This is a genomic window from Lysinibacillus fusiformis (assembly GCF_003049525.1).
In the GTDB taxonomy this organism is placed as follows: domain Bacteria; phylum Bacillota; class Bacilli; order Bacillales_A; family Planococcaceae; genus Lysinibacillus; species Lysinibacillus fusiformis.
Genome location: NZ_PYWL01000001.1, coordinates 761,779 through 786,370, shown reverse-complemented (window position 1 = coordinate 786,370; position 24,592 = coordinate 761,779). Strand labels below are relative to the sequence as shown.

At 39.5% G+C, this 24,592-nt stretch carries 19 protein-coding genes and 1 riboswitch; of the genes, 18 read left to right on the top strand and 1 reads right to left on the bottom strand.

What is annotated here, in order from left to right; translation table 11 throughout:
- Nucleotides 1-112: 112 nt before the first annotated feature.
- The 16 genes from C9J29_RS03695 to C9J29_RS03620 all read left to right on the top strand — a co-directional run bounded on the left by C9J29_RS03695 (nt 113) and on the right by C9J29_RS03620 (nt 22,259).
- Nucleotides 113-502: a MerR family transcriptional regulator gene (locus tag C9J29_RS03695; RefSeq protein WP_089986052.1), complete on the top strand. Its 390-nt coding sequence runs from the start codon at nt 113-115 to the stop codon at nt 500-502.
- Nucleotides 495-1,997, top strand: coding sequence for a class I adenylate-forming enzyme family protein (locus C9J29_RS03690; RefSeq protein WP_107921629.1), 1,503 nt, complete (start codon nt 495-497; stop codon nt 1,995-1,997). The genes C9J29_RS03695 and C9J29_RS03690 overlap by 8 nt, the downstream gene beginning before the upstream one ends.
- Before the next feature lies 1 nt (nt 1,998).
- Nucleotides 1,999-3,666, top strand: a complete 1,668-nt coding sequence (locus C9J29_RS03685) for an acyl-CoA dehydrogenase family protein (RefSeq protein ID WP_107921628.1) — start codon at nt 1,999-2,001, stop codon at nt 3,664-3,666.
- Between the two features lie 59 nt (nt 3,667-3,725).
- Nucleotides 3,726-3,908: riboswitch (cobalamin riboswitch) on the top strand.
- A gap of 144 nt (nt 3,909-4,052) precedes the next feature.
- Nucleotides 4,053-5,024, top strand: a complete 972-nt coding sequence (locus tag C9J29_RS03680) for an ABC transporter substrate-binding protein (RefSeq protein WP_107921627.1) — start codon at nt 4,053-4,055, stop codon at nt 5,022-5,024.
- Complete coding sequence (locus C9J29_RS03675; RefSeq protein WP_008179045.1) at nt 5,021-6,022, top strand: FecCD family ABC transporter permease; 1,002 nt, start codon at nt 5,021-5,023, stop codon at nt 6,020-6,022. Before C9J29_RS03680 ends, C9J29_RS03675 begins: the two co-directional genes overlap by 4 nt.
- Nucleotides 6,019-7,479, top strand: a complete 1,461-nt coding sequence (locus C9J29_RS03670) for an adenosylcobinamide amidohydrolase (protein ID WP_089986054.1) — start codon at nt 6,019-6,021, stop codon at nt 7,477-7,479. Before C9J29_RS03675 ends, C9J29_RS03670 begins: the two co-directional genes overlap by 4 nt.
- A gap of 12 nt (nt 7,480-7,491) precedes the next feature.
- On the top strand, nt 7,492-8,055 hold the full coding sequence (locus tag C9J29_RS03665) for a cob(I)yrinic acid a,c-diamide adenosyltransferase (RefSeq protein ID WP_043990553.1): 564 nt from the start codon (nt 7,492-7,494) through the stop codon (nt 8,053-8,055).
- Between the two features lie 235 nt (nt 8,056-8,290).
- Nucleotides 8,291-10,510: a heterodisulfide reductase-related iron-sulfur binding cluster gene (locus C9J29_RS03660; RefSeq protein ID WP_107921626.1), complete on the top strand. Its 2,220-nt coding sequence runs from the start codon at nt 8,291-8,293 to the stop codon at nt 10,508-10,510.
- Between the two features lie 197 nt (nt 10,511-10,707).
- On the top strand, nt 10,708-11,913 hold the full coding sequence (locus C9J29_RS03655) for an acetyl-CoA C-acetyltransferase (RefSeq protein ID WP_008179039.1): 1,206 nt from the start codon (nt 10,708-10,710) through the stop codon (nt 11,911-11,913).
- On the top strand, nt 11,913-12,764 hold the full coding sequence (locus tag C9J29_RS03650; protein ID WP_008179037.1) for a 3-hydroxybutyryl-CoA dehydrogenase: 852 nt from the start codon (nt 11,913-11,915) through the stop codon (nt 12,762-12,764). Before C9J29_RS03655 ends, C9J29_RS03650 begins: the two co-directional genes overlap by 1 nt.
- A 59-nt stretch (nt 12,765-12,823) precedes the next feature.
- The gene (locus tag C9J29_RS03645) at nt 12,824-13,960 is read left to right on the top strand and encodes an acyl-CoA dehydrogenase (protein ID WP_008179034.1); all 1,137 of its coding nucleotides are present in this window, start codon (nt 12,824-12,826) and stop codon (nt 13,958-13,960) included.
- A gap of 137 nt (nt 13,961-14,097) precedes the next feature.
- Nucleotides 14,098-15,234: an acyl-CoA dehydrogenase gene (locus C9J29_RS03640; RefSeq protein ID WP_107921625.1), complete on the top strand. Its 1,137-nt coding sequence runs from the start codon at nt 14,098-14,100 to the stop codon at nt 15,232-15,234.
- A 3-nt stretch (nt 15,235-15,237) separates the two neighbouring features.
- A complete protein-coding gene (locus tag C9J29_RS03635; RefSeq protein ID WP_025114794.1) occupies nt 15,238-15,870 on the top strand; it encodes a TetR/AcrR family transcriptional regulator in 633 nt (210 codons plus the stop codon).
- Nucleotides 15,871-15,962: 92 nt separating this feature from the next.
- On the top strand, nt 15,963-19,211 hold the full coding sequence (gene icmF, locus C9J29_RS03630; RefSeq protein ID WP_107921624.1) for a fused isobutyryl-CoA mutase/GTPase IcmF: 3,249 nt from the start codon (nt 15,963-15,965) through the stop codon (nt 19,209-19,211).
- A gap of 464 nt (nt 19,212-19,675) precedes the next feature.
- Complete coding sequence (gene rpoE / locus C9J29_RS03625) at nt 19,676-20,224, top strand: DNA-directed RNA polymerase subunit delta (RefSeq protein WP_174804732.1); 549 nt, start codon at nt 19,676-19,678, stop codon at nt 20,222-20,224.
- A gap of 442 nt (nt 20,225-20,666) precedes the next feature.
- Nucleotides 20,667-22,259: a CTP synthase gene (locus C9J29_RS03620; RefSeq protein ID WP_008179025.1), complete on the top strand. Its 1,593-nt coding sequence runs from the start codon at nt 20,667-20,669 to the stop codon at nt 22,257-22,259.
- Between the two features lie 49 nt (nt 22,260-22,308).
- Here C9J29_RS03620 and C9J29_RS03615 read toward each other — a convergent pair whose 3' ends face one another.
- Complete coding sequence (locus tag C9J29_RS03615) at nt 22,309-22,839, bottom strand: DUF2529 family protein (protein ID WP_107921622.1); 531 nt, start codon at nt 22,837-22,839, stop codon at nt 22,309-22,311.
- A 155-nt stretch (nt 22,840-22,994) separates the two neighbouring features.
- Between C9J29_RS03615 and C9J29_RS03610 the strand changes: the two genes are divergently transcribed.
- Entirely contained in the window at nt 22,995-23,354 is a 360-nt protein-coding gene (locus tag C9J29_RS03610) for a response regulator (RefSeq protein WP_008179021.1), read from the top strand.
- Nucleotides 23,355-23,677: 323 nt separating this feature from the next.
- Complete coding sequence (locus C9J29_RS03605) at nt 23,678-24,532, top strand: class II fructose-bisphosphate aldolase (protein WP_036123008.1); 855 nt, start codon at nt 23,678-23,680, stop codon at nt 24,530-24,532.
- Nucleotides 24,533-24,592 lie beyond the last annotated feature (60 nt).

Here is a 24,592-nt window from a genome sequence, read left to right as displayed (position 1 = left end):
ATCATTAAAATTTCTGCTTCGAACTATATTTTTCTGTTAATTTCGAAAATTTTGTTGAAGTTTACGTTAACGTCAATGGTATACTGTTGCCAATCAGGAGGGGGAGACGATTATGAAGACGATTCAAGAGGTGGCTAAGGAGTTCGATGTGTCCACACGTACAATTCGTTATTATGAGGAGCTTGGGCTTCTTTGTCCTCAACGTTCATCTACGAATCAACGAACCTTTTCGAAAAAAGAATCTGCGAAGCTCAAGCTTATTTTCAGAGGAAAGCGTTACGGCTTTTCACTGGAGGAGATCAAGGAAATGGTGTTACTTTTTGATTTTGATCGCTCAGGAATTCAGCAATTGGAGCGAACCGTTGAATACGGAGAGCAAAAGATACAGGAGATTGATAGGAAAATAGCTGAGCTTACGCAAATGAGAAATGAATTACAACAAATGCATGGCATGTTTAATGAGAAATTAACGACTTTAAGGGGAGAGATGCACGATGAATAGTTCCGATTTATTAGCACGTAATGCCCGTAAGTATCCAACAAAGGAAGCCGTTATTTGTCATGGTAGAAGAGTGACCTATCATGATTTAGATGAGCAAGTGACCCGTTTTAGTCATGCATTATTAGAACAGGGTGTAAGGCAGGGAGATAAAGTTCTGATTTTTATGCCTAACGTTGTAGAGTTTGTCGTGAGCTATTTTGCTATTCAGCGAATGGGTGCTATTGTCGTCCCAGTCAATGCTAAGTTTACATTACAAGAAGTAGAGTATGTGGCACAGCATGCTGAGGCAAAGGTGATTATTGCACATGAAGCCATTTTTGCGGCAGTCCAGCATATTGCCGTAATCCCGTTAAAAATTAAAACAGGCCAACAAGTAGCAGGCTGGCTTCATTATGAAACAATGATTCAAAGTGCCAGTTCCCAAACGATTGAATGTCAGTTAAACGAAGATGATGCTTCGACCATTTTGTACACATCAGGTACGACTGGGAAACCAAAGGGCGTATTGTTTAGCTATCGTAATATTTTAACGGTTGCACAAATGATTGCAGTTGAAATGGAGGTAAAGCCTGAAAGCCGTATATTGCTAATGATGCCATTAACTCATTCGGCTCCATTGCATTTATTTTTAATGGCAGGTGTATTTGTAGGCTCTACAAATGTGTTAACGCCAACTTTTACACCAGATTTATTAATGGATTCCATTGAACAGGAAAAAACGACTCATTTCTTTGGCGCACCTGTTGCTTATTTATTAACAGCACAGATGCCGAGATTGCAATCAGCTGATTTGTCCTCCATGAAATGGTGGGTATATGGAGGTGCACCTTTATCTGAAAACGAAGTTCGTTTCATTCAACAGTCATTCCGCACAACTAATTTAACATGCGTATATGGATTAACAGAGGCGGGGCCAAGTGGATCATTGCTATTTGGCAAGGAGCATGAAGGAAAGGCTGGGAGTATTGGACAGCGAGCACCTTTAGGTACAGAGATACGTATTGTTAACGACAGTGGCGAAGATGTACCAGCAGGAGAAGTAGGGGAAATCGTTTTATTTGGTGAGGGTAATATGCTTGGCTACTACAGAGATGAAGCTTCAACCAATGCGGCCTTTATAGACGGTTGGTTAAAAACAGGTGATCTAGCTCGTAAGGATGAAGACGGCTTTATTTGGATTGTTGATCGAAAAAAAGATGTGATTATTTCGGGAGGAGTCAATATTTATCCGAAAGAAATTGAAGATTGCCTTTTAAGCTTTGAGGGGATATTTGAAGCGGCAGTGGTTGGTGTTCCACATCCACAATGGGGAGAGACAGTGAAGGCTGTTTATTCCGCTAAACAGGATATTGATGAAGAGGCTCTAAAAGATTATTTAGAGGGGCAGCTTGCTAAGTATAAGATACCGCGTATTTTCGAAAAAGTGGAAGCGCTACCAAGGAATGCGTCAGGCAAAATTTTAAAACAATCTTTGAAAGGACAAGAGGTGAGATAGCATGAAAGTTTTACAACAGGAAATAGCAGGCACAAGCAATTTCTTTACAGATGATGATACGCTTCAAAAAGTGTTGGAAATGATGCTCGATAAAGAATTTTTATCTTATGCGCATCGGGAATTGACGGACTTTGGTGAGCTATGTGCGGGTGCTATAGATGTGAGGGCGAAACATACTGATCGACAAGGAGAGCCTCGCCTTCAAAGGTATAATGCCTATGGCGAAGAGGTTTCAGAGGTATGGGTCAATGACGGCTACAAAAAAACAATCGAGGAGACATATAATACGGGGATTGTTGGCTATGTGCATAAAGATATTCCCCAACTAGGTCACAAAGGGAATTATGTCTATAGTTTTGCGCAAGGTTATTTACTGTCACATGCGGAGCCCGGTTTTTATTGCCCTGTGACGTTAACGATGGCTACTGCCTATTTATTAGACCATTATGCAGAGGAAGGAGTTAAGCAGCGCTTCTTACCGCATGTTTGTGCAACAGGCGATATGGAGCTATATGAGGGAGCGACATTTTTAACAGAGCGACAAGGAGGCTCAGATGTTGGTGCGAATGTAGTAGAAGCAAAACTTGTGGGGAATGAATACCGCCTCTATGGTGAAAAGTATTTCGCCTCCAATGCAGGGATGTGTGGGGTTGCAATGGTATTGGCACGAATAGAGGGTGCACAAGCAGGCTCTAAAGGATTAACTCTATTTGCAGTTCCATGGCGTAATGAAGATGGAACGGCTAACCAACTTCGTATTCGACGACTAAAAGATAAATTAGGTGTGAAAGCCGTTCCATCTGGTGAGGTTGAGTTTGATGGAGCACTCGCTTATGTAGTTGGTGATCAAAATAAAGGGATTTATTATATGCTGGAGGCGCTTAATTTATCAAGAATTTGTAATGCTGTGGCATCCATTGGTATTATGCGCCGTGGCTTCTTAGAGGCGAAGCATTATGTGTCAAATCGATATGCCTTTGGTAAACCTTTAACACAGTATCCTATGATCCAGGATACATTGGGTAAATATGCCGCTAAGCTGCATGTAGAAGTAGCCACGATTTTTGATCTTATTCAATTATACGATAAAGTGACAAGTGGTCAGGGAACAGAGCAAGACATCATCATGAACCGTTTATATATTGCCATTATGAAAAAGGAAACGGCAGAGCAGGCGGTCCATTATGCAAGTGAAGCAATTGAGCTACATGGCGGGAATGGCTATATTGAGGACTTTGTAACACCACGCTTACTGAGAGATGCGCAAGTGCTGACGGTATGGGAGGGTACGGCTAATATACTAGCTTTGGAGCTTATTCGCTTAGTGGATAAATACAGGGCACATGAATTGTTTGTTCAAGAGATGAGCAAGCGATTAGAAGTATTAACAGACCATTCATTAGTGAAAATCGTTCAAGAGCAATTAACTAAACTATCGGCAACCTTACAAATTTTTAGTACTCTCGATGAAGCGACAAAAACGTTTGAAGCAAAGGATGTTGCCAAAAAAATGGCTCAATTATATGAAAGTGTCATAGCCGTTGAGTGGGCACAAAAGTTTGGTGGGAAATATGATAAACTAGCGGATGTTTATTTAGAGCAAACTTGGTCATTACGAACGATCGGTGCTCCGATGAAAACCGTACAGTATTTTGCTGAAATCGTCTAATAACCTTTGGAGTCGCCTTGATATAGAGGCGACTTTTTTTAATTTCATGTATAATAAAATCAACTGAATATTATAAAGGTTCTTTACTTAAGTAAAGTGAAAAGGGAAATCGGTGTAATTCCGATGCGGTCCCGCCACTGTAAGTGTGAGTTTTTTCAAATGATGCCACTGAAGATTTCGGGAAGGCTTGAAAAAACGTACTGAGCACAAGCCAGGAGACCTGCCTTTATAGCATAGACATGACAGCCTACGAGGATAGGATGGTGGATTTTGTATCAGTTTTTTGGTGCGATTTTGACCCCTCATCATTCGAAGATGAGGGGTCTTATTTTGATGGAGGAATACTTCTAACACATGAACGCACAAATCAACGAAGGAGGATTCACATGAAGAAATTTTGGAAAATAGGGGTATCGGCATTTTTAACGATAGGGTTGCTAGCAGCTTGTGGACAAGAGGCGCAAAAAGACAATTCCACACCTACAGAAGAGCAAACACAACAAGAAACATCTAAGGCGGAAGAAGCAACATTCCCTATGACTATAACGGATGCTATTGGGAAGGGTATTACACTAGAGGCTCCTCCTAAGAAAATAGTGTCACTTATTCCAAGTAATACAGAAATATTGTTTGGCCTAGGTTTAAAGGATGAAATCGTAGGGGTTACAGACAACGACGATTATCCACCAGAGGTAGTTGAAAAGGATAAGGTTGGTGGCATGGAGTACAATATTGAACAAATTATTGCCTTAAAGCCAGATATCGTTTTTGCACATGAATCTAGCATGTCTCTTTCGGAATCAGCCATAGCACAGCTAGAATCTGCGGGCGTGAAAGTATTTGTTGTAAAAAATGCCCAAGATTTTAATGAAACCTATACAACGATTGAACAGCTTGGGCGTGCTACAGGGAAATTACCAGAAGCTGAAAAAATCATTGCTGACATGAAGGCGAAAGTGGAAGAGGTTCAGGGGAAAGTGAAAGACGTTGAACCTAAGAACGTTTTTGTAGAAGCCTCTGATGAACCTAATGTTTATACAGCTGGTCAAGGCACATTTATGAACGCAATGCTGGAGATGATCCATGCAAAAAATGTAGCAGCAGACGGTGATAATTGGTATGAAATTGGTGCAGAACAAATTATCACAAAAAATCCAGATGTCATCGTGGTGACATATAGTTATGTACCTGATATTTTAACAAAAATACCAAAGCGTGCTGGTTTCGATACAATTAATGCAGTGAAAAATAATGCTATTGTGCAAGTAGATGAAAGCACAACAAGCCGTCAGGGACCACGTTTAGCGGATGGCCTTGAGGAATTAGCAAAAGCTATCTACCCTGAGGTATTTAAGTGAAAAAAATAGCAACAGCCTATGTATTAACATGTACGCTTCTTATCATTAGCATCTGGTGTGGCGTAGCTATAGGCTCTGTTCATATTCCGATAGAAGTGCTGTGGAATCAGTCAGTTGATGAAACAGCTGCCAATATCTTTTGGAAAATTCGGTTGCCCCGTGTGCTTTTAGCGGGGCTAGTAGGAGCTTCTCTCGCCATTGCGGGAGCGGCTTTCCAAGGCTTGCTCAAAAATCCATTAGCAGATCCATATACATTAGGTATTTCATCTGGTGCTTCTGTCGGCGCAGTCATGACAATTTTTTTTAATATTTCTATACCTGTTGTAGGCTTGTATGCCTTACCTACCTTTAGCATGATAGGCGCAATTATTACAATGGTGATTGTGATGAGCTTTGCTAGAGTAGTAGACCGTTCTTTAAAGATGGAAACACTGATTTTAACAGGAGTTATCTTTAGTTCATTTTTAGGATCGTTAATCTCGTTAATGATTGCTTTATCGGGAGAGGAGCTACGCCAAGTAATCGGCTGGCTACTCGGTTCTGTTTCTATGCGTGGTTGGCCATATGTTCAAATGATTATTCCATTTGTCATTGTTGGTTCCCTTATGCTGTGGACTCAGAGACGTGAGCTTAATGTTCTGTTATATGGGGAAGAAAGAGCGAAGCATTTAGGTGTCAATGTAAAGAAAAGTAAGTATTTGATTTTAGTAGGTGGCTCCATGCTAACTGGAGCAGCAGTTGCTGTTTCAGGCACAATTGGCTTTGTAGGGTTAGTTGTACCACATATGACAAGAATGATTTGGGGCTCTGATCACCGTCATTTACTCCCATTATCATTTTTTAATGGGGCAACATTACTTATTATTTGTGATTTAGTTGCAAGAACCATCATCTTGCCAAGGGAACTGCCCATTGGTGTCATTACGGCATTTATTGGAGCGCCTGTTTTTTCCTATATTTTTTATAAGCAACGAAGAGGCAAGGGGGTACGGGCGTGATTGTTGTTGAACATCTATCAGGTGGTTATGAAGACGTACCGATCGTCAAGGATATAAGCTTTACAGTTGAAAAAGGAAAGATTCTTGGCATTTTAGGGCCAAATGGTAGTGGGAAATCAACATTATTAAAGGTAATGAGTGGTATTCTACCAGCAGTTGAGGGCACGATTTCTATTGATGGACAAAGCATTCTTTCCTACAATGCCCGTGCTTTAGCAAAAAAAATGGCTGTTTTACCACAGCTCCATGCGAATGCTTTTTCAAACAGTGTTAGAGAGGCTATTTCGCTTGGACGTTATCCACATCAATCAGGTTTTTTTTCAAGTTGGTCTGAGCAAGATGAGCAAGCGGTTCAACATGCAATGCTACAAACAGGCATAAAACGTTATGAGCATACACCGATGGAATTTTTATCGGGTGGCGAACAGCAAAGAGTTTTTGTTGCACAGGCCCTTGCTCAAACTGCGGAAATTTTACTGCTAGATGAGCCGACAAATCATTTAGACATTGCCCATCAGCGGCAAATTTTAGATATGGTGCGGAAGGAAGCTGTAGAGTGTGGTTTAACGGTAGTGATGGTATTACATGATATGAATTTAGCCTCTCTCTATTGTGATGAATTATTGCTCATGGAAAGTGGACAAATGAGAGCTTTTGGGGCACCACATGAAGTATTAATTGCTTCTCAGATAGAAGAAATTTATCAAGCACGAGTAGCTACTTATGCTCATCCAGAAATACCTAAACCACAAATTACGATGATGCCTGCAGCAAGCGACTATCAACAGCGCGCTGTAATAAAAAAAGAACATTTTATAATAACGGAACAGTTTATTCAGCTCCAGTCAGAGATTCCTATAAAAACTGTATCCTCTGCTGTCCATAACCCTGGAATTGGGTGGCATAATTGCTTGTTAAACCGCTCTGTTCCTAGTGATTATGTGATTAGTGATGTAAAGAGAGAGGTTAATGAATTTTTGCAAAGAGGCCATTTTTCGCCTACGAATACAGTTGTCATGCTGACAGCAGTGCCAACAGCTCTTGTGGCGATCAATGAGTTACCTGCACCATTTGGCAGTGTGATAGTAGCTGTTACTGCTGGTGTAGGGAATGCAGTAGATGTATCTCGTGTGCACGAAAGGCAGGATGAACCATATATTGGTACTATTAATACATGGGTAATTATCAACGGCTGTTTATCGGAGGAAGCATTTTTTCAGGCCATGATGACAGCTACAGAAGCGAAAACGAAGGCTATGCAATCAGAAAATATTCGTGATGAGCGTAGTGGAACAATTGCTACAGGTACTGCTACAGATAGCCTTTTAATTGCAGCAACTCAAAAAGGGACAGAAATGTTATATGGTGGTCCCATTACGGAAGTTGGTAAAATGATTGCAAAGGGTGTTTTTGAAACTACGGTTCAGGCTATCAGAAATTACAAAAATCAATTTTAGGAGATGAGCGAAATGAAGCTGTACACAAAAACAGGGGATACGGGTAAAACAAGTCTTATAGGAGGACGCGTTGATAAAGATAGTTTACGTGTTGAAACGTATGGGGCTATTGATGAATTAAATTCTTTTATTGGTAAAGCTGTAAGTGAATTAGATCCAGCACTTTTCAAGGATATTTTAACGGATTTAGAAACTATTCAACATGAACTATTCGATGCCGGTGGTGATCTAGCCAACGTGATGAAAGAACGACATTATAAGCTAACTGAACAACCAATTGAGGTGCTAGAGGCTCGTATTGATGCACTTTCAGATGAAGCGCCACCATTACAACGTTTTATTTTGCCAGGAGGGGCACCAGCAGCTGCAACTTTACACATTGCGCGTACGGTTGCTCGGCGAGCAGAGCGTGAAATGGTGACACTTATGAAAGAAGTTGAAGATGTGCCAAAAGTTGTACAAAAATATTTAAATCGATTATCAGATTATTTATTTGCAGCTGCACGAGTAGTAAATGCTCGATTACATGTTGCGGATGTTGAATATATTCGCAGTGGAAATGTTTTTAAAAAATAAAATTTAGTTTTCTACAGAAAGTAAAAAATGCTACTTTGAAAAAATTCAGGGTGGCTTTTTTTCTTGTAAAATGTAAGAATATAAAATTATCAGAAATATTTCCGTTTTATGTTGACTGAATGCTCACTCATTTATTAGAATAGGAATATAATATCGAAGTGATGAACATTTCCGTATGAGCTAGCAAATTTATCACAAAGAGAGAAAAATTACGACAAACGAGGGGGGACCAACCATGAGTCCATTATTAATTGCTAACATTGTCTTAACAGTCGTGGTTGTACTTTATGCAGTAGGATTGTTCTTCTATCTGTTGAAAACACGCTATAAGTATGTGCAATTGGGGAAAAAGGTTGAGTTTGATGAAAGTGTAAAAGAACGTCTTCGCTATATTATGGTCAATGTATTTGGCCAAAACAAGCTATTAAAAGATCCAAAGAGTGGTTTAATCCATGTAATGTTTTTCTATGGATTTTTAATGGTACAGCTAGGGGCGATTGATTTAATTTGGAAAGGATTAGCACCAGGCTCACATTTACCGCTTGGTATTTTCTATGGTGTATTTACATTCTTCCAAGAACTTGTGGTCTTAATGATTTTGGTAGCGGTTGTCTGGGCATTTTACCGCCGCTATGTTGAAAAGCTAGTACGTTTAAAGCGTGGATGGAAAAACGGTCTTGTATTAATTTTCATTGGTGGCTTAATGGTATCGACGTTACTTGCGAATGGTATGGGATTAATTTGGCATGGAGAGGGATTAACCTATACAGAACCAGTAGCTTCTAGTATTGCTACTATTTTTGGTTTCCTACCTGCGTCAGTAGCTGCTGGTGTGTTTTATGTCATGTGGTGGGCACATTTATTAATTCTATTAACATTCCTTGTGTATGTACCACAATCTAAACATTTCCATTTAATTGTAAGCCCGCTTAATGTTTACATGAATCGTTTAGACCGAACAGGCACTTTAACACCCATTGATTTTGAGGCATTAGAAAATGCTGAAAGTGAAGACGATATGCCTTCTATTGGGGTGGGACGCATACAGGACTTCACACAAAAACAAATGCTCGATCTGTATTCTTGTGTAGAATGTGGACGTTGTACAAACATGTGTCCAGCTACAGGGACAGGAAAAATGCTGTCTCCTATGGATTTAATCGTGAAATTACGAGATCATTTAACATTTACAGGAGCTGTTGTCACAAAGCAAAAGCCTTGGGTACCTTATCAATTCTTTGCCAATACAAAGGGTAATCAGCTTGCGCTGGCAGCTGGGGCTGAAGGTGCAGTGATTGAAGATATCTACAGTCCATCTTTAATTGGTGATGTGATTACAGAGGAAGAGATTTGGGCTTGTACGACTTGTCGTAACTGTGAAGATCAATGTCCAGTAATGAACGAGCATGTTGATAAAATTATTGATTTACGTCGTTATTTAACAATGACAGAGGGGAAAGTAAATCCTGATGCGCAACGCGCGATGACAAATATCGAGAGACAAGGAAATCCTTGGGGATTAAATCGTAAAGAAAAAGAAAATTGGCGTGATTTAGACCCAACAATCCATATCCCAACAGTAAAAGAATTGAAAAAGTCTGGCGAGGAAATGGAATACCTTTTATGGGTTGGGTCAATGGGAGCATTTGATAACCGATCTCAAAAAATTGCATTAGCATTCTGTCGACTGTTAAACGAAGCCGGTGTGAAGTTTGCAATTTTAGGAAATAAAGAGAAGAACTCTGGGGATACGCCACGTCGTTTAGGAAATGAATTTTTATTCCAAGAGCTTGCTACAGCAAATATTGATGAGTTCGTTAAAAATGACGTGAAAAAAATTGTTACAATTGATCCTCATGCATACAATATCTTTAAAAATGAGTACCAAGATTTTGGTTGGAAAGGCGAAGTATATCATCATACTGAATTATTAAACCAGTTAATTGAAGAAAATCGTCTAGCATTAAATTACGAGGTACATGAAACAATTGTTTTCCATGATTCATGTTATTTAGGTCGTTACAATGATGTCTATGATGCACCACGAGAAATTTTGCGTGGCATTCCAGGAGTGAAGTTAGTCGAAATGGAACGTAATCGAGAAACAGCCATGTGCTGTGGTGCCGGTGGCGGTCTCATGTGGATGGAAGAGCATGTCGGCAATCGCATTAACGTAGCTCGTACAGAACAGGCTTTAGCAACTAATGCATCAGTTATTTCATCTGGCTGTCCTTACTGCTTAACAATGCTGGAGGATGGTACAAAGGCTAAAGAAGTGGAAGACTCGATTGGCACATTCGATGTAGCAGAGTTATTGGAGCGTTCAGTATTTGGGGAAAAAGTAAAGGTTGTCGACAACTCTCCTGAGGAAGTAGAAGAAACTATAGAAGAAGTTGTGATGACAGTAGAAAATGCAAGTCAAAACGAGAATAGTGAAATAAGCGCAGAAAAATGATTGCTATTGTAGAAATATTTTAGTTATCTGAAAAATATAAATTGCACAATAAAAAATTGTTTTGTAGAATAAGATTAAATGGAAATGGGAGTTGAAATGAAAACTCCCATTTTTCATCGATAGAAGTCGAGCGAGCGTTCAGTCAATAAAATGCTTCACTACTTCATTGAGAACGTAAAACAAAAGGGGTGTTTTACTTGAATAGAGCTGTAATTTTAGCAGGAGCAAGAACGGCATTTGGTAAATTTGGTGGTTCTTTATCGGCAGTACATGCAAGTGATTTAGGCGCCATTGCAATTAAGGGTGCATTAGAGAAAGCCAATATGGGACTTGATGAAGTCGATGAGGTAATTTTAGGCTCGGTTTTACAAGGGGGACAGGGACAAATTCCTTCTCGACAAGCAGCCATAAAGGCTAATTTGCCAATAGGGGTAAAAACAGAAACGATTAATAAAGTCTGTGCGTCGGGGATGCGTGCAGTGACATTAGCAGATCAACTGATTCGTTTAGGGGACGAAGAGGTAATTGTAGCTGGTGGAATGGAGTCCATGTCTAATGCACCATATTATTTGTTAAATGGTCGAACGGGCTTACGAATGGGTGATTCAACGATGGTTGATGGCATGCTTTATGACGGTCTAACATGTGCTTTTGATCCAGCAAGACCACATATGGGCAGCTATGGTAACTCGACAGCTAAAGAATTCTCGCTAAGTCGTGAGGAACAGGATGCTTGGTCAGTTCGTAGCCATGAACGTGCACTAGCGGCGATGGACAAAGGATATTTTGCAGAAGAAATCGTTCCTGTTGAGATTCCTCAACGAAAAGGTGAGCCACTAGTTGTGAATACGGATGAGGCACCAAGAGCAGGCACTTCTTTAGAAATACTGGCAAAGCTCAAACCAGCCTTTGATAAGGACGGTACCATTACTGCAGGTAATGCACCTGGCGTAAATGACGGAGCATGTGCGCTCGTAATCATGAATGAAGAACGTGCGACACGCGAAGGTAGAGAACCATTGGCAATAATTATAGGTCATGAAGAGCTAGCGATTGAGCCAGAAAATTTCCCTCAAACACCAGGACTGGTCATTAATAAGCTGCTAAAAAAGACGAATAAGTCATTAGCAGATATTGATTTGTTTGAAATTAATGAAGCCTTTGCAGCGGTAGCTTTAGTGAGTAAGCAGTTAGCTGATCTAGATGCAGAAAAGGTTAATGTTAATGGTGGCGCAGTTGCTTTAGGACATCCAATCGGAGCTTCAGGAGCACGAATTATTTTAACGCTTGCTCAGGAATTAAAGCGTCGAGGCGGTGGTATCGGCATTGCCGCCATTTGTTCAGGTGGTGGGCAAGGCGATGCAATCATGATTGAAGTACCGAAAACAGGGGGACTGAAATGATGGGAATTCAAAAGGTAATGGTCATTGGTGCAGGGCAAATGGGCTCTGGCATTGCACAGGTTTGCGCACAAGCAGGCTTTGACGTGAAATTGAACGATATAAAACAAGAGTTTTACGAGCGTGGATTAAGTGTTATGACTAAAAATTTATCACGCGATGTAGAAAAGGGTCGTAAAACAGAAGAAGAAAAGGCTGCAATTCTAGGTCGCATTACGATGTCGCTAGATTTACAGGATGCTAGTGATGTAGATATTATCATTGAGGCAGCTGTAGAAAATATGGAAGTGAAGCAATCCATTTTTAAACAGCTTGATGGAATTGCACAGTCACATGCTATTTTAGCTACGAATACCTCTTCACTACCTATTACAGAAATTGCCGCTGTAACAAATCGACCAGAGCAAGTTATTGGCATGCACTTTATGAATCCTGTACCTGTTATGAAGCTTGTAGAAATTATCCGTGGTTTAGCTACAACTGATGAAGTGTATAAAGCGGTAGAAGAGATGACTGTCAAGTTAGCGAAAACGCCAGTTGAAGTGAATGACTTCCCAGGATTTATTTCAAACCGAATTTTACTTCCGATGATTAATGAAGCTATTTATGCTTTATATGAAGGGGTAGCATCGAAAGAAGCGATTGACGATGTCATGAAGCTTGGTATGAACCATCCAATGGGGCCGTTAACATTGGCGGATTTCATTGGTTTAGATACATGTCTCTCCATTATGGAGATTTTACATGAGGGCCTAGGAGATAGTAAATATCGACCTTGTCCACTGCTTCGTAAATATGTTGCAGCGGGTTGGCTAGGAAAGAAATCTGGAAGAGGCTTTTACATGTACGAATAATCCTATGGGGATGGGGTTATAGAAGTGCTACAGGACAACTTAGAGGGGTGACATAATAGATGCATTTGCAATTTACAGATGAGCAAATTATGATGCGCGATATGGTTCGTAATTTTGCTCAAGAAAAAATCCAACCATGGGTAGAGCGAATGGAAGCAGGGGAGTTTCCACGTGAGCTGCTTCAGCAGATGGGTGAACTTGGTTTAATGGGTATCACAACACCTGAAGAGCTTGGAGGCTCTGGCATGGATTTTACATCGTATATTATTGCGATTCATGAATTATCAAAGGTAAGCGCTGTAATGGGAGTTATTTTATCGGTGCATACATCGGTTGGAACGAATCCAATCATTTACTTTGGGAATGAAGAACAAAAGAAACGTTATGTACCTAAACTTGCAGCGGGTGAATATTTAGGTGCCTTTTGTTTAACAGAACCAGGTGCTGGTTCAGATGCTGGCTCTCTTCAATCGAAGGCAGTCCGTGATGGTGATGAATATGTCATTAATGGCTCCAAAGTATTTATTACTAATGGTGGGGAGGCGGATGTATACATTGTATTCGCATCAACGGATCCTGCTGAAAAAACAAAAGGTATTTCTGCCTTTATCGTTGAAAAGGGAACACCTGGCTTAATTATTGGAAAAGACGAGCATAAAATGGGCTTGCATGGCTCTCGCACTGTTCAGCTAACATTCGATAATTGCCGTATCCCAGCCGACAACCTTTTAGGGGAAGAGGGAGAAGGCTTCAAAATAGCGATGGCTAATTTAGATGTGGGACGCATTGGTATTGCTGCACAATCTTTAGGAATAGCTGAAGCAGCACTTGAAGCAGCTACTGCTTATGCTAAAGAACGTGTTCAATTTGGCAAACCGATTGTTGCCCAACAAGGTGTTAGCTTTAAACTTGCTGACATGGCAACAGCTGTTGAATCATCCAAACTACTAGTCTACCGTGCTGCAAATTTACGTGCGAAAGGTTTACCGTGTGGCGCTGAAGCTTCAATGGCAAAACTTTTTGCATCACGAACAGCTGTCCAAACAGCAATAGAGGCTGTTCAAGTATTTGGTGGCTATGGTTATACAGAAGATTACCCAGTAGAGCGATATTTCCGAGATGCTAAGGTAACTGAAATATATGAAGGAACAAGTGAAATACAAAGACTAGTCATTAGTAAACATTTACTGAAATAAAACCTGGTGTAAGGTGTTGGTTGTAGCTTATAAAGAGGATGGGAACCGTTGGATATAGTAAGAAAATCACTAAATGAAACGCTGAATCCAACTTACCATTACACAGAACAGAGTCTAATAAAAAGGGGAAATGGACAATGAACTTTCAGTTAACAGAAGAGCATGAGCAATTACGTGAAATGATTCGAGATTTCGCTATGAATGAAGTGGCTCCAACAGCGGCAGAACGTGATGAAAATGAAGAATTTGACCGTGCCATTTTCGATAAAATGGCTGAGCTTGGTTTAACAGGTATTCCTTGGCCAGAGGAATATGGTGGAGCTGGATTTGATTATCTGGCATATGTCATTGCTGTCGAGGAATTATCACGCGTGTGTGCATCAACAGGAGTAACATTATCTGCACATACATCACTGGCAGGCTGGCCGCTGTATAAGTTCGGTACAGAAGAACAGAAACAAAAGTATCTGCGTCCAATGGCTGAAGGAAAGCATATTGGGGCTTACGGTTTAACAGAACCAGGATCAGGTTCTGATGCGGGTGGCATGAAAACTTACGCAAAACGTGATGGCAATGATTATATTTTAAATGGCTCAAAAATCTTCATTACAAATGGTGGAGTAGCAGATACATATATTGTATTTGCCGTAACAGATCCTGAAGCCAAAAACGGTACATCCGCATTTATCGTTGAAGCGGGATATGAAGGTTTCTCTGTAGGTAAGAAGGAGAAGAAATTAGGAATTCGTTCATCTCCTACGACAGAAATTATTTTCGACAACTGTCGTGTTCCAAAAGAAAACTTGCTTGGAGCTGAAGGGGAAGGCTTTAAGATTGCGATGACGACACTAGATGGTGGACGAAATGGTATTGCGGCTCAAGCTGTAGGAATTGCACAAGGAGCACTTGATGCAGCAGTAGACTATGCGAAAGAACGTGTACAATTTGGTAAACCCATTACTGCAAATCAAGGTGTATCCTTTAAGCTAGCGGATATGGCCACTCATATTGAGGCATCTCGACTTCTTACATATCAAGCGGCTTGGTTAGAATCTAATAACCTACCATATGGTAAGGCATCAGCAATGGCGAAATTAATGGCTGGCGATACGGCGATGAGTGTAACGACGGAGGCGGTTCAAGTATTTGGTGGTTACGGTTATACAAAAGATTATCCAGTAGAACGCTTTATGCGTGATGCGAAAATTACACAAATTTATGAAGGTACGCAAGAGATTCAACGTCTCGTTATCTCGCGTATGTTAACTAAATAATTGATGACAGAAAAAGATAAAAGGCCCCAAGTACAGTCAACTGTAAAAGATGAAAATTTAATCGCCATTCGTCGTGAGCAAATGATTCAGGGAGCAATTAAGTTATTCAAAGAAAAAGGCTACCATCGGGCCACAACGAGAGAAATCGCAAAAGCTGCAGGCTTTAGTATCGGTACTTTATATGAGTACATTCGAACAAAAGAAGATGTTCTTTACCTCGTATGTGATAGTATCTATCATCATGCAATGGAGCGACTTTCAAGTTACGAGATTAAAGCAGGGACAATCGAAGAGCTAAAGGAAATGATCCGAGAATATTTCCTGCAAATCGATAGCATGGTTGATGAGCTTACAATCATGTATCAAGAAACAAAATCATTGTCAAAAGAAGCGCAACGTTATGTCTTTAGTAAAGAGTTTGAAATGGTTGCTACGTTTGAAAGATTGCTAAAGCGCTGTGTACAATCTGGTGACATAACAATGACAGACAAGCAAATTCATTTAGCAGCCAATAATTTAGTAGTGTCTGGCCAAAGTTGGGCATTCCGCAAATGGGCATTACATCGCCAACATTCAATTGATGAGTTTATTGACATGCAAATCACATTGTTCATTTCAGGCATAAAGGGGTTTTAATATTTCGTTAGGGGTTTGTCGGTAATTGCATAGAGCGACATTGCAATTGCCGGCTTTTTTTATTCATTAAGGGGAGAGAGTGGGGATTTCATATGACAAAGGTAGAAGTATATCGTCCAAAAAATCACGTACGTTTTGTGACAGCATCGAGTCTTTTTGATGGACATGATGCTTCGGTCAATATTATGCGACGCATTTTGCAATCGAGCGGTGTGGAAGTAATCCATTTAGGTCATAACCGTTCTGTGGAAGAAGTCGTAAATGCTGCGATACAAGAGGATGCACAAGGTATTGCTATTTCTTCTTATCAAGGCGGGCATATGGAATACTTTAAATATATGTTTGATTTACTGCGTGAAAAAGGGGCACCACATATAAAAATATATGGCGGTGGTGGTGGAGTAATTTTACCACGTGAAATTAAAGAGCTGCATTCTTACGGCATTGCGGGAATATTCTCACCAGAGGATGGCCGCGTTTTAGGGCTTCAGGGAATGATTAATGAGCAAATTAAAGGAACCGATTTTCCTACTGCAACTGGTAGCTATTTAGAAAAATTAGAGTCTTTAACAACAGAGACTCCTGAAATTTTAGCTAATTTAATTACAGCAGCCGAGTCAAATGACGATGAAGAAACGAAAAAAATGCTGGAGGAAGCACGGAAGCGTTCAAAAGGAACACCTGTTATGGGTATTACCGGAACAGGTGGCGCGGGGAAATCTTCGTTAACGGATGAACTAATTCGCCGTTTCTTAAAAGAATTCCCAGAAAAGCATGTGGCAATTCTGTCCGTCGATCCAACAAAGCAAAAAACGGGTGGGGCATTACTTGGGGATCGAATTCGTATGAATGCCATCTTTAATAACCGCGTCTATATGCGTAGCTTAGCTACACGAGGCTCTCGTACGGAATTAACCGCATCCATTGGGGACGTAATAGATGTAGTACGAGTAGCTGGCTATGATTTAATTATCGTTGAAACAAGTGGTATTGGTCAGGGTGATGCCGAGATTACCAAATATACCGATTTATCAATGTATGTTATGACAAGTGAGTTTGGTGCACCAACACAGCTTGAGAAGATTGATATGATTGATTTTGCGGATGTTATTGCTATTAATAAGTTTGAGCGTAAAGGTTCTGAGGATGCACTACGTCAGGTCCAAAAACAATATCAGCGCTCGCGCGAACTTTGGGATGAATCACTTGATAATATGCCGGTTTACGGTACAATCGCTAGCCAATTTAATGATAAAGGAACAAATGCTTTATTTGCCGCGTTAGTGCAAATCATTAACCAAAAAGCTGGTAGCGATTGGGAAACGAGCTATGAGCAATTTGCTAAAACGCAAAAGCAAGATGTAATTATTCCGAATGATCGTCGTTATTATTTACGAGAGCTTACTGATACAGTCCGTGGCTATCATAAAAAAACAGAACAGCAGGTGGCATTTGCTCGTCGTCTTTTCCAATTAGAAGGGGCACTCACTGCAGTTAAGGAAAAAGCACCGGATGATGCACTTATCACATCACTTAATTCTTTAGCAGAAGGTGTCCGAGACGAATTAACGGCTGAATCCAAGCGTATATTAGACAATTGGCAAGCTTTAAAGGAAGCATATGCTGGGGATGAATTTGTGACGAAAGTTCGCGATAAAGAAATTCGCACAATTTTAAAGACAATAAGTCTTTCAGGTACAAAAATTCCAAAGGTTGTATTACCAAAGTTTGAGGACTACGGTGAAATTTTGCGCTGGGTTTATAGAGAAAATGTACCAGGCGAATTCCCATATACAGCGGGTGTTTTCCAATTCAAACGAGAGGGAGAAGATCCAAAGCGCCAATTTGCTGGTGAGGGGACGCCAGAGCGTACAAATAAACGCTTCCACTATTTATCGAAGGATGATGACGCGAAACGTTTATCTACAGCATTTGATTCTGTAACATTGTACGGGGAGGACCCAGATTACCGACCAGATATTTATGGTAAAGTTGGGGAATCAGGTGTATCTATCTGTACATTAGAGGATATGAAAAAACTATATGCAGGCTTTGATTTATGTGCACCCTCTACATCTGTATCGATGACAATTAATGGTCCAGCACCTATCATTTTGGCTATGTTCATGAATACAGCGATTGATCAGCAAATAAAATTACGTGAGCAAGAGTTAGGACGTACTTTGACAGTTGAAGAATTTACAGAGACACGGGAGAAAACACTTCAGGTCGTACGTGGAACAGTACAAGCGGATATCCTGAAAGAAGACCAAGGTCAAAATACATGTATTTTCTCTACAGAATTTGCCCTACGTATGATGGGCGATATTCAGCAATACTTTATTGACCATAAGGTGCGTAATTACTACTCTGTTTCAATTTCTGGCTATCATATTGCAGAGGCGGGAGCAAATCCTATTTCGCAATTAGCCTTCACATTAGCGAATGGCTTTACGTATGTAGAATATTATTTAAGCCGAGGCATGAATATTAATGACTTCGCGCCTAACTTATCATTCTTCTTCTCTAATGGACTTGACCCAGAATATACAGTAATCGGACGTGTAGCTCGTCGTATTTGGGCGATTGTGATGCGCGATAAATATGGCGCAAATGAGCGTGCCCAAAAGTTAAAATATCATATTCAAACTTCAGGTCGTAGTCTACATGCGCAGGAGATTGATTTTAATGATATTCGTACAACATTACAGGCTTTGATGGCCTTACAGGATAACTGTAACTCCTTGCATACAAATGCCTATGATGAGGCAATTACAACGCCTACTGAGGAATCTGTACGTCGTGCAATGGCTATTCAAATGATTATTACAAAAGAGCATGGCTTAGCGAAAAATGAAAATCCACTTCAAGGTGCATTTATTGTGGAAGAGCTGACAGATCTTGTGGAAGAAGCTGTCCTCGAAGAATTTGATCGTATCAATGATCGTGGTGGCGTGTTAGGAGCGATGGAGACACAATACCAACGAGGGAAAATTCAAGAGGAATCGATGCATTATGAAATGCTAAAACATTCAGGGGAGTTACCGATTATTGGTGTTAATACTTACCTGAACCCAAACCCAACTTCTGATGCTGATATTGATAATATGGAGATTGCTCGTGCATCGACGGAAGAGAAGGAAACTCAAATTCACAATTTACAAGATTTCTGGAAGGCCAATGAAGCTAAAAGCGAGGCAGCTATTAACCGATTACAAGAGGTAGCTGTCCATAACGGAAATATCTTTGCTGAATTAATGGAAACTGTTAAAGTAGCTAGTTTGGGACAAATTACGAAGGCTCTGTATGAAGTTGGTGGACAATATCGTCGTAATATGTAAACAGAGATAGACAATCTCACTAGTTTACTGACATTTCTTTCTAATTTATGTAATAAGCTTCTCTAGTTTTTAGTGTCTAGTCTTAGGATTAGGCACTTCTTTTTTTTTTCGCTATAATAGAAATGTAAAAAAAAGGGGAGGCGCGGTAGAGGATGAAATCAGCTATTCACTACATAATTGTATTAGCTTTAGTATTGGGAGCCATTTTCCTGTATAATAAGCAAATTGGCGCTATTCCTTTACTACTATTATCTGTCTATTTGTTTTATCTTGGCATAAAAAAAATGCGTAATATAAAAAACAGTAATTGAAGCTAGCAAAGGGGCTAAAACTTTGTATATAATGGGTATTATGCTTATTGTATGGAAAGTACCTTTTGCGTGGCCATTTTTGCTGCGCTTGGAAAATAAAGCACCATGTAAATTTAAAACGTCCATTGTGATGAGGGAAAGGAAGTGCACGAATTGAATTTTCGTGAAATGACAAAGGAACAATTAACTGAAGAGTCGTTAATTAACTTAGCGTATGTAATTTTAAATGAAAAACGTGCCTCAGTAACTTTTAATGATTTGTTAAAAATAATTCAAGAGCTTGTAGGCTACAGTGATGAAGAAATAAAATCCCGCCTACTACAATTTTACACAGATCTTAATGTAGATGGCCGCTTCTTATATAACCAAGAAACAGGCTGGGGCTTACGTGAATGGTTTAAAGTAGAGCAGATTGAGGAAGAAACAGCACCATCTGTTAAAACTCAAAAGAAAAAATCTAAAGCTTCTGTGGATGAAGATGATGATCTAGAAGAAGATATCGATTTGGATGAAGAAGATATCGACTTCGACGAGGACTATGAAGAATTCGTAGAAGAAGAAGAGATAGAAGAAGATGAAGATAAAGAAGATATTGATTTTGATGAAGACGAAGATTTAGAAGACATTGAAGAAATCGATGAAGAGTTTATTGATGAAGACGAAGATGAAGAAGAGTTCGAAGAAGAAGAGGAAGAAATCTAAAACCTTGCTCTTAGAATTTTCTTACTTTTACGCTTGATGTAAAAATTCTTGACTTCTATCACGGTTACGTTTAATCTTTTACTTGGGCTCCTTAAAAAAAGGAGAAAGACCGTGTATATAATACGCTCCCCCTGCAGACCTATGCAGGAGGAGCGTTTTTTTGTTTTTAACTTTATTCAGACCAGCTCTCCCATACTTTTTGTGCAGATATGAATATAAATGTTTTAAAGTATTCATGATGTATAGTAAACGGTGACTGAATAATTGTTAAAGTTTTAAGGTTTAAAGGAAAGTGGAAAAGAGATAGAAACGATGACAGCTTCGAATCGACTACAATTTTGTAGACATTCTCGGCTTTTCTTTTTTTAGGGTGTTTGACTGTCAGATGTTCTAATCCCTAACAAAACAACTTATCTAGCAATTCTAAAGGAGGAATTTTTTCATGACGAAGTATATTTTTGTAACAGGTGGGGTTGTATCATCACTTGGAAAAGGGATTGTTGCAGCATCTCTAGGCCGTTTATTAAAAAACCGCGGTTTAGAAGTTACGATTCAAAAATTTGACCCATATATTAATATCGACCCAGGTACAATGAGTCCTTATCAACATGGTGAGGTTTTTGTAACAGATGATGGTGCTGAGGCTGACTTAGATTTAGGGCATTATGAGCGTTTTATCGATATTAACCTAGGAAAGCATTCTACAGTAACTTCAGGTCGTGTGTATCAATCGGTATTACAGAAGGAACGTCGTGGCGATTACAACGGTGGTACAGTACAAGTTATTCCTCATATTACAAATGAAATTAAAGATCGTATCCAACGCGCTGGTCGTGAGACAAATGCAGACGTTGTTATTACAGAAGTAGGTGGAACAGTAGGGGATATTGAATCATTACCTTTCCTAGAAGCTATCCGTCAAATGAAAACTAATTTAGGGCATAATAATGTCATGTATATCCACTGTACATTGATTCCTTATATTAAAGCAGCTGGTGAATTAAAAACAAAACCAACTCAGCATTCTGTAAAAGAGTTACGTTCTTTAGGTATTCAACCAAATATTATCGTTGTGCGTACTGAACAAGAGGTACCACAAGATATGAAAGAGAAATTAGCTTTATTCTGTGATGTTCAACCACATGAAATTATTGAATCTCGTGATGCGGAGCATTTATATGAAGTACCATTAAACCTACATGCACAAGATATTGATGATATCGTTCTTGACCACTTTGGTATGGAAGCTCCAGAAGCGGATATGGAAGAATGGCGCGAGCTTGTAGACAAAGTGAAAAACTTACCAAACAAAAGAAAAGTAGCATTAGTAGGGAAATATGTAGAACTTCAAGATGCTTATATTTCAGTGGTAGAAGCATTAAAGCATGCAGGCTATGTTTATAATTCTGATATTGAAATTGACTGGATTAATGCAGAACATGTCAATGCTGATAATGTAACTGCACTATTAAAAGATGCTGATGCGATTTTAGTACCAGGTGGCTTCGGTGATCGTGGTGTGGAAGGTAAAATTTTAGCTACGCAATTTGCGCGTGAAAATAATGTACCTTTCTTAGGAATTTGCTTAGGTATGCAGCTTGCGACAATTGAATATGCACGTAATGTGTTAGGATTAAAAGGTGCTCATTCTACCGAACTTGATGCAAACACAGAGTACCCAATTATCGACTTCTTACCAGATCAAAATGATAGCGTAGATATTGGCGGGACATTACGTTTAGGCCTATACCCATGTAAATTAAAAGACGGTTCTAAAGCAAGTGAAGCATATGGCAAAGAGCTTGTTTATGAGCGTCATCGTCATCGTTATGAATTTAACAATGAATATCGTGAAGCAATGGAAGCAGCTGGTCTTGTCTTCTCAGGTACAAGCCCTGACGGTAAGCTGGTTGAAATTATTGAGCTACCAGAGAATAATTTCTTTGTAGCATGTCAATTCCACCCAGAGTTAGTGTCACGACCAAATCGTCCACAACCACTGTTCCGTGACTTTATCGGCGCAACATTTAAATAAACAAAAAGAGTTGTCTCGAAATATGAGACAACTCTTTTTGATTGGATTATTACAATTCTTCCTCATCAAAACCAAGCATATCATCATAGGCAATTTTGACAGCTTCATAAACAAAAAGCCCTGCAAGTGCATGTGGTACAACTACCCGTTGACCTAAATCATTTGGCAATAAACCACCTTTAATACGAGTAGAAATATACGTATAGGCTAAGTCGGCAAGAGGATTTTCTGTACTTGCTGGTTCACTAGCAACAGCAGCGAAGGGAATAAATTGAGTATTTAATTTCTGAGCTAAAGCTAGTGCTTCTTCATCGTGCGCACTACGAGTAAAAATGCAAACTCGATCGGCTTCTGTTAAGCTTGTATCCAAAGTCCAAGGTGCTAACTTGCTAAATGGTTCTACTGCTTGCAGTGCATTTAATTCCACTGTCTGCATTTCTCCAAAGCAAGCAAAATAGACATTACCTTCGCCAATTGCAGCTTGTGCCAATAACCTTGCAGTCTCCTCGATAGCATCCTCTTCATTTTGTGTAATTCTTTGTAATAATCCACTTAATTGTGTTGTTAGAATTTTTGACATGATCCCACCTCTACCCATATTATAGGGGTGAAAAAGATAGAAAGCAAAAGCAGATAATTTATAATACTAGAAGGTATTAAGCTGAAAAAGTAGAATTATACATAATAAAGAATGTTTTTGTGTAAGAATAAAAAATAAAAAGGGCGGAATGGAATGTGAAACGATTACTAATTGTCGATGATCAGCAGGGAATTCGTTTGCTTTTAAACGAAGTGCTGAAAAAGGAAGGATATGTTACATATTTAGCAGCCAATGGTTTAGAGGCATTAAAGTATGCAGATGAACAAGACATGGATTGCGTATTACTAGATATGAAGATACCCGGAATGGATGGTATCGAAATTTTAAGACGTTTAAAAGAAAAGTTCCCAAAACTTCCTGTATTTATGATGACAGCGTATGGAGAGCTAGATGTTGTACAAGAAGCTTTAAATTTGGGAGCAATCCGTTACTTTACGAAACCTTTTGATATTTTTGAAGTGCGTGACGAAGTTAATAAAGCGTTACAAGTTTAAAAAACAGGCAGTGAATACACGGCCTGTTTTCTTTATGCTTAAAAAAGGAGTACATATTTTCTTAGCGCCGCCGTTATTGCTCTGCACTTTGTCGACACTGCCGCTACGTTACACTACGCTTTCGTGTAGAAAATAATAGCCCCTGCTTTTCAGGTTCAAGCGCCGCCGTTACGTTGCCCTACACTTTGTCGACACTGCCGCTACGTTACACTACGCTTTCGTGTAGAAAATAATAGCCTCTGCTTTTCAGGGGCTATTATTTTTGCTATGATTGAGGAGCATATTTATGTAGAAAGAATAGTCCTAAGAGGAGGATTTTTAGTATGGCATTAGTATCTATGAAAGAGATGTTAATTAAAGCAAAAGCAGAGGGTTATGCTGTTGGTCAATTCAACATTAACAACCTAGAGTGGACACAAGCAATTTTACAAGCAGCTGAAGAAGAAAAATCTCCAGTGATTCTTGGTGTTTCTGAAGGTGCAGGTAAATATATGGGCGGATTTATTTCTGTTGTTCATATGGTAAAAGGTTTAATGGAATCTTACGGTACTACAGTTCCAGTAGCTATTCATCTTGACCATGGTTCTAGCTTTGCAAAATGTAAAGAGGCAATTGATGCAGGCTTTACTTCTGTGATGATTGATGCTTCACACCATCCATTTGAGGAAAATGTGAAAATTACTTCAGAAGTAGTAGAATATGCACATGCTAAAGGCGTTTCTGTAGAAGCGGAATTAGGAACAGTTGGCGGAGATGAAGATGGTGTAATCGGTGGTATTATTTACGCTGATCCAGAAGAATGCCGTAAAATGGTTGAGCTAACAGATATCGACTGCTTAGCGCCAGCACTTGGCTCTGTACATGGTCCTTACAAAGGAGAACCAAACCTAGGCTTCAAAGAAATGGAAGAAATCTCTAAATTGGCAGATCTTCCACTAGTATTACATGGTGGTACAGGTATCCCAACAAAAGATATACAACGTTCTATTTCATTAGGTACTGCAAAAATTAACGTTAATACTGAAAATCAAATTGAAGCAACAAAAGCAATCCGTGAGATTCTTGACAACGACAAAGTTGTTTACGATCCTCGTAAATTCCTTGGTCCTGCACGTGAAGCGATTAAAGCAACAGTTGTTGGTAAAATTCGCGAATTTGGTAGTGCACAAAAAGCATAATTTTTGCATTTAATATGTTACAAAAGCATAGATAAATACACATAATAAGAGAAGTGTTGA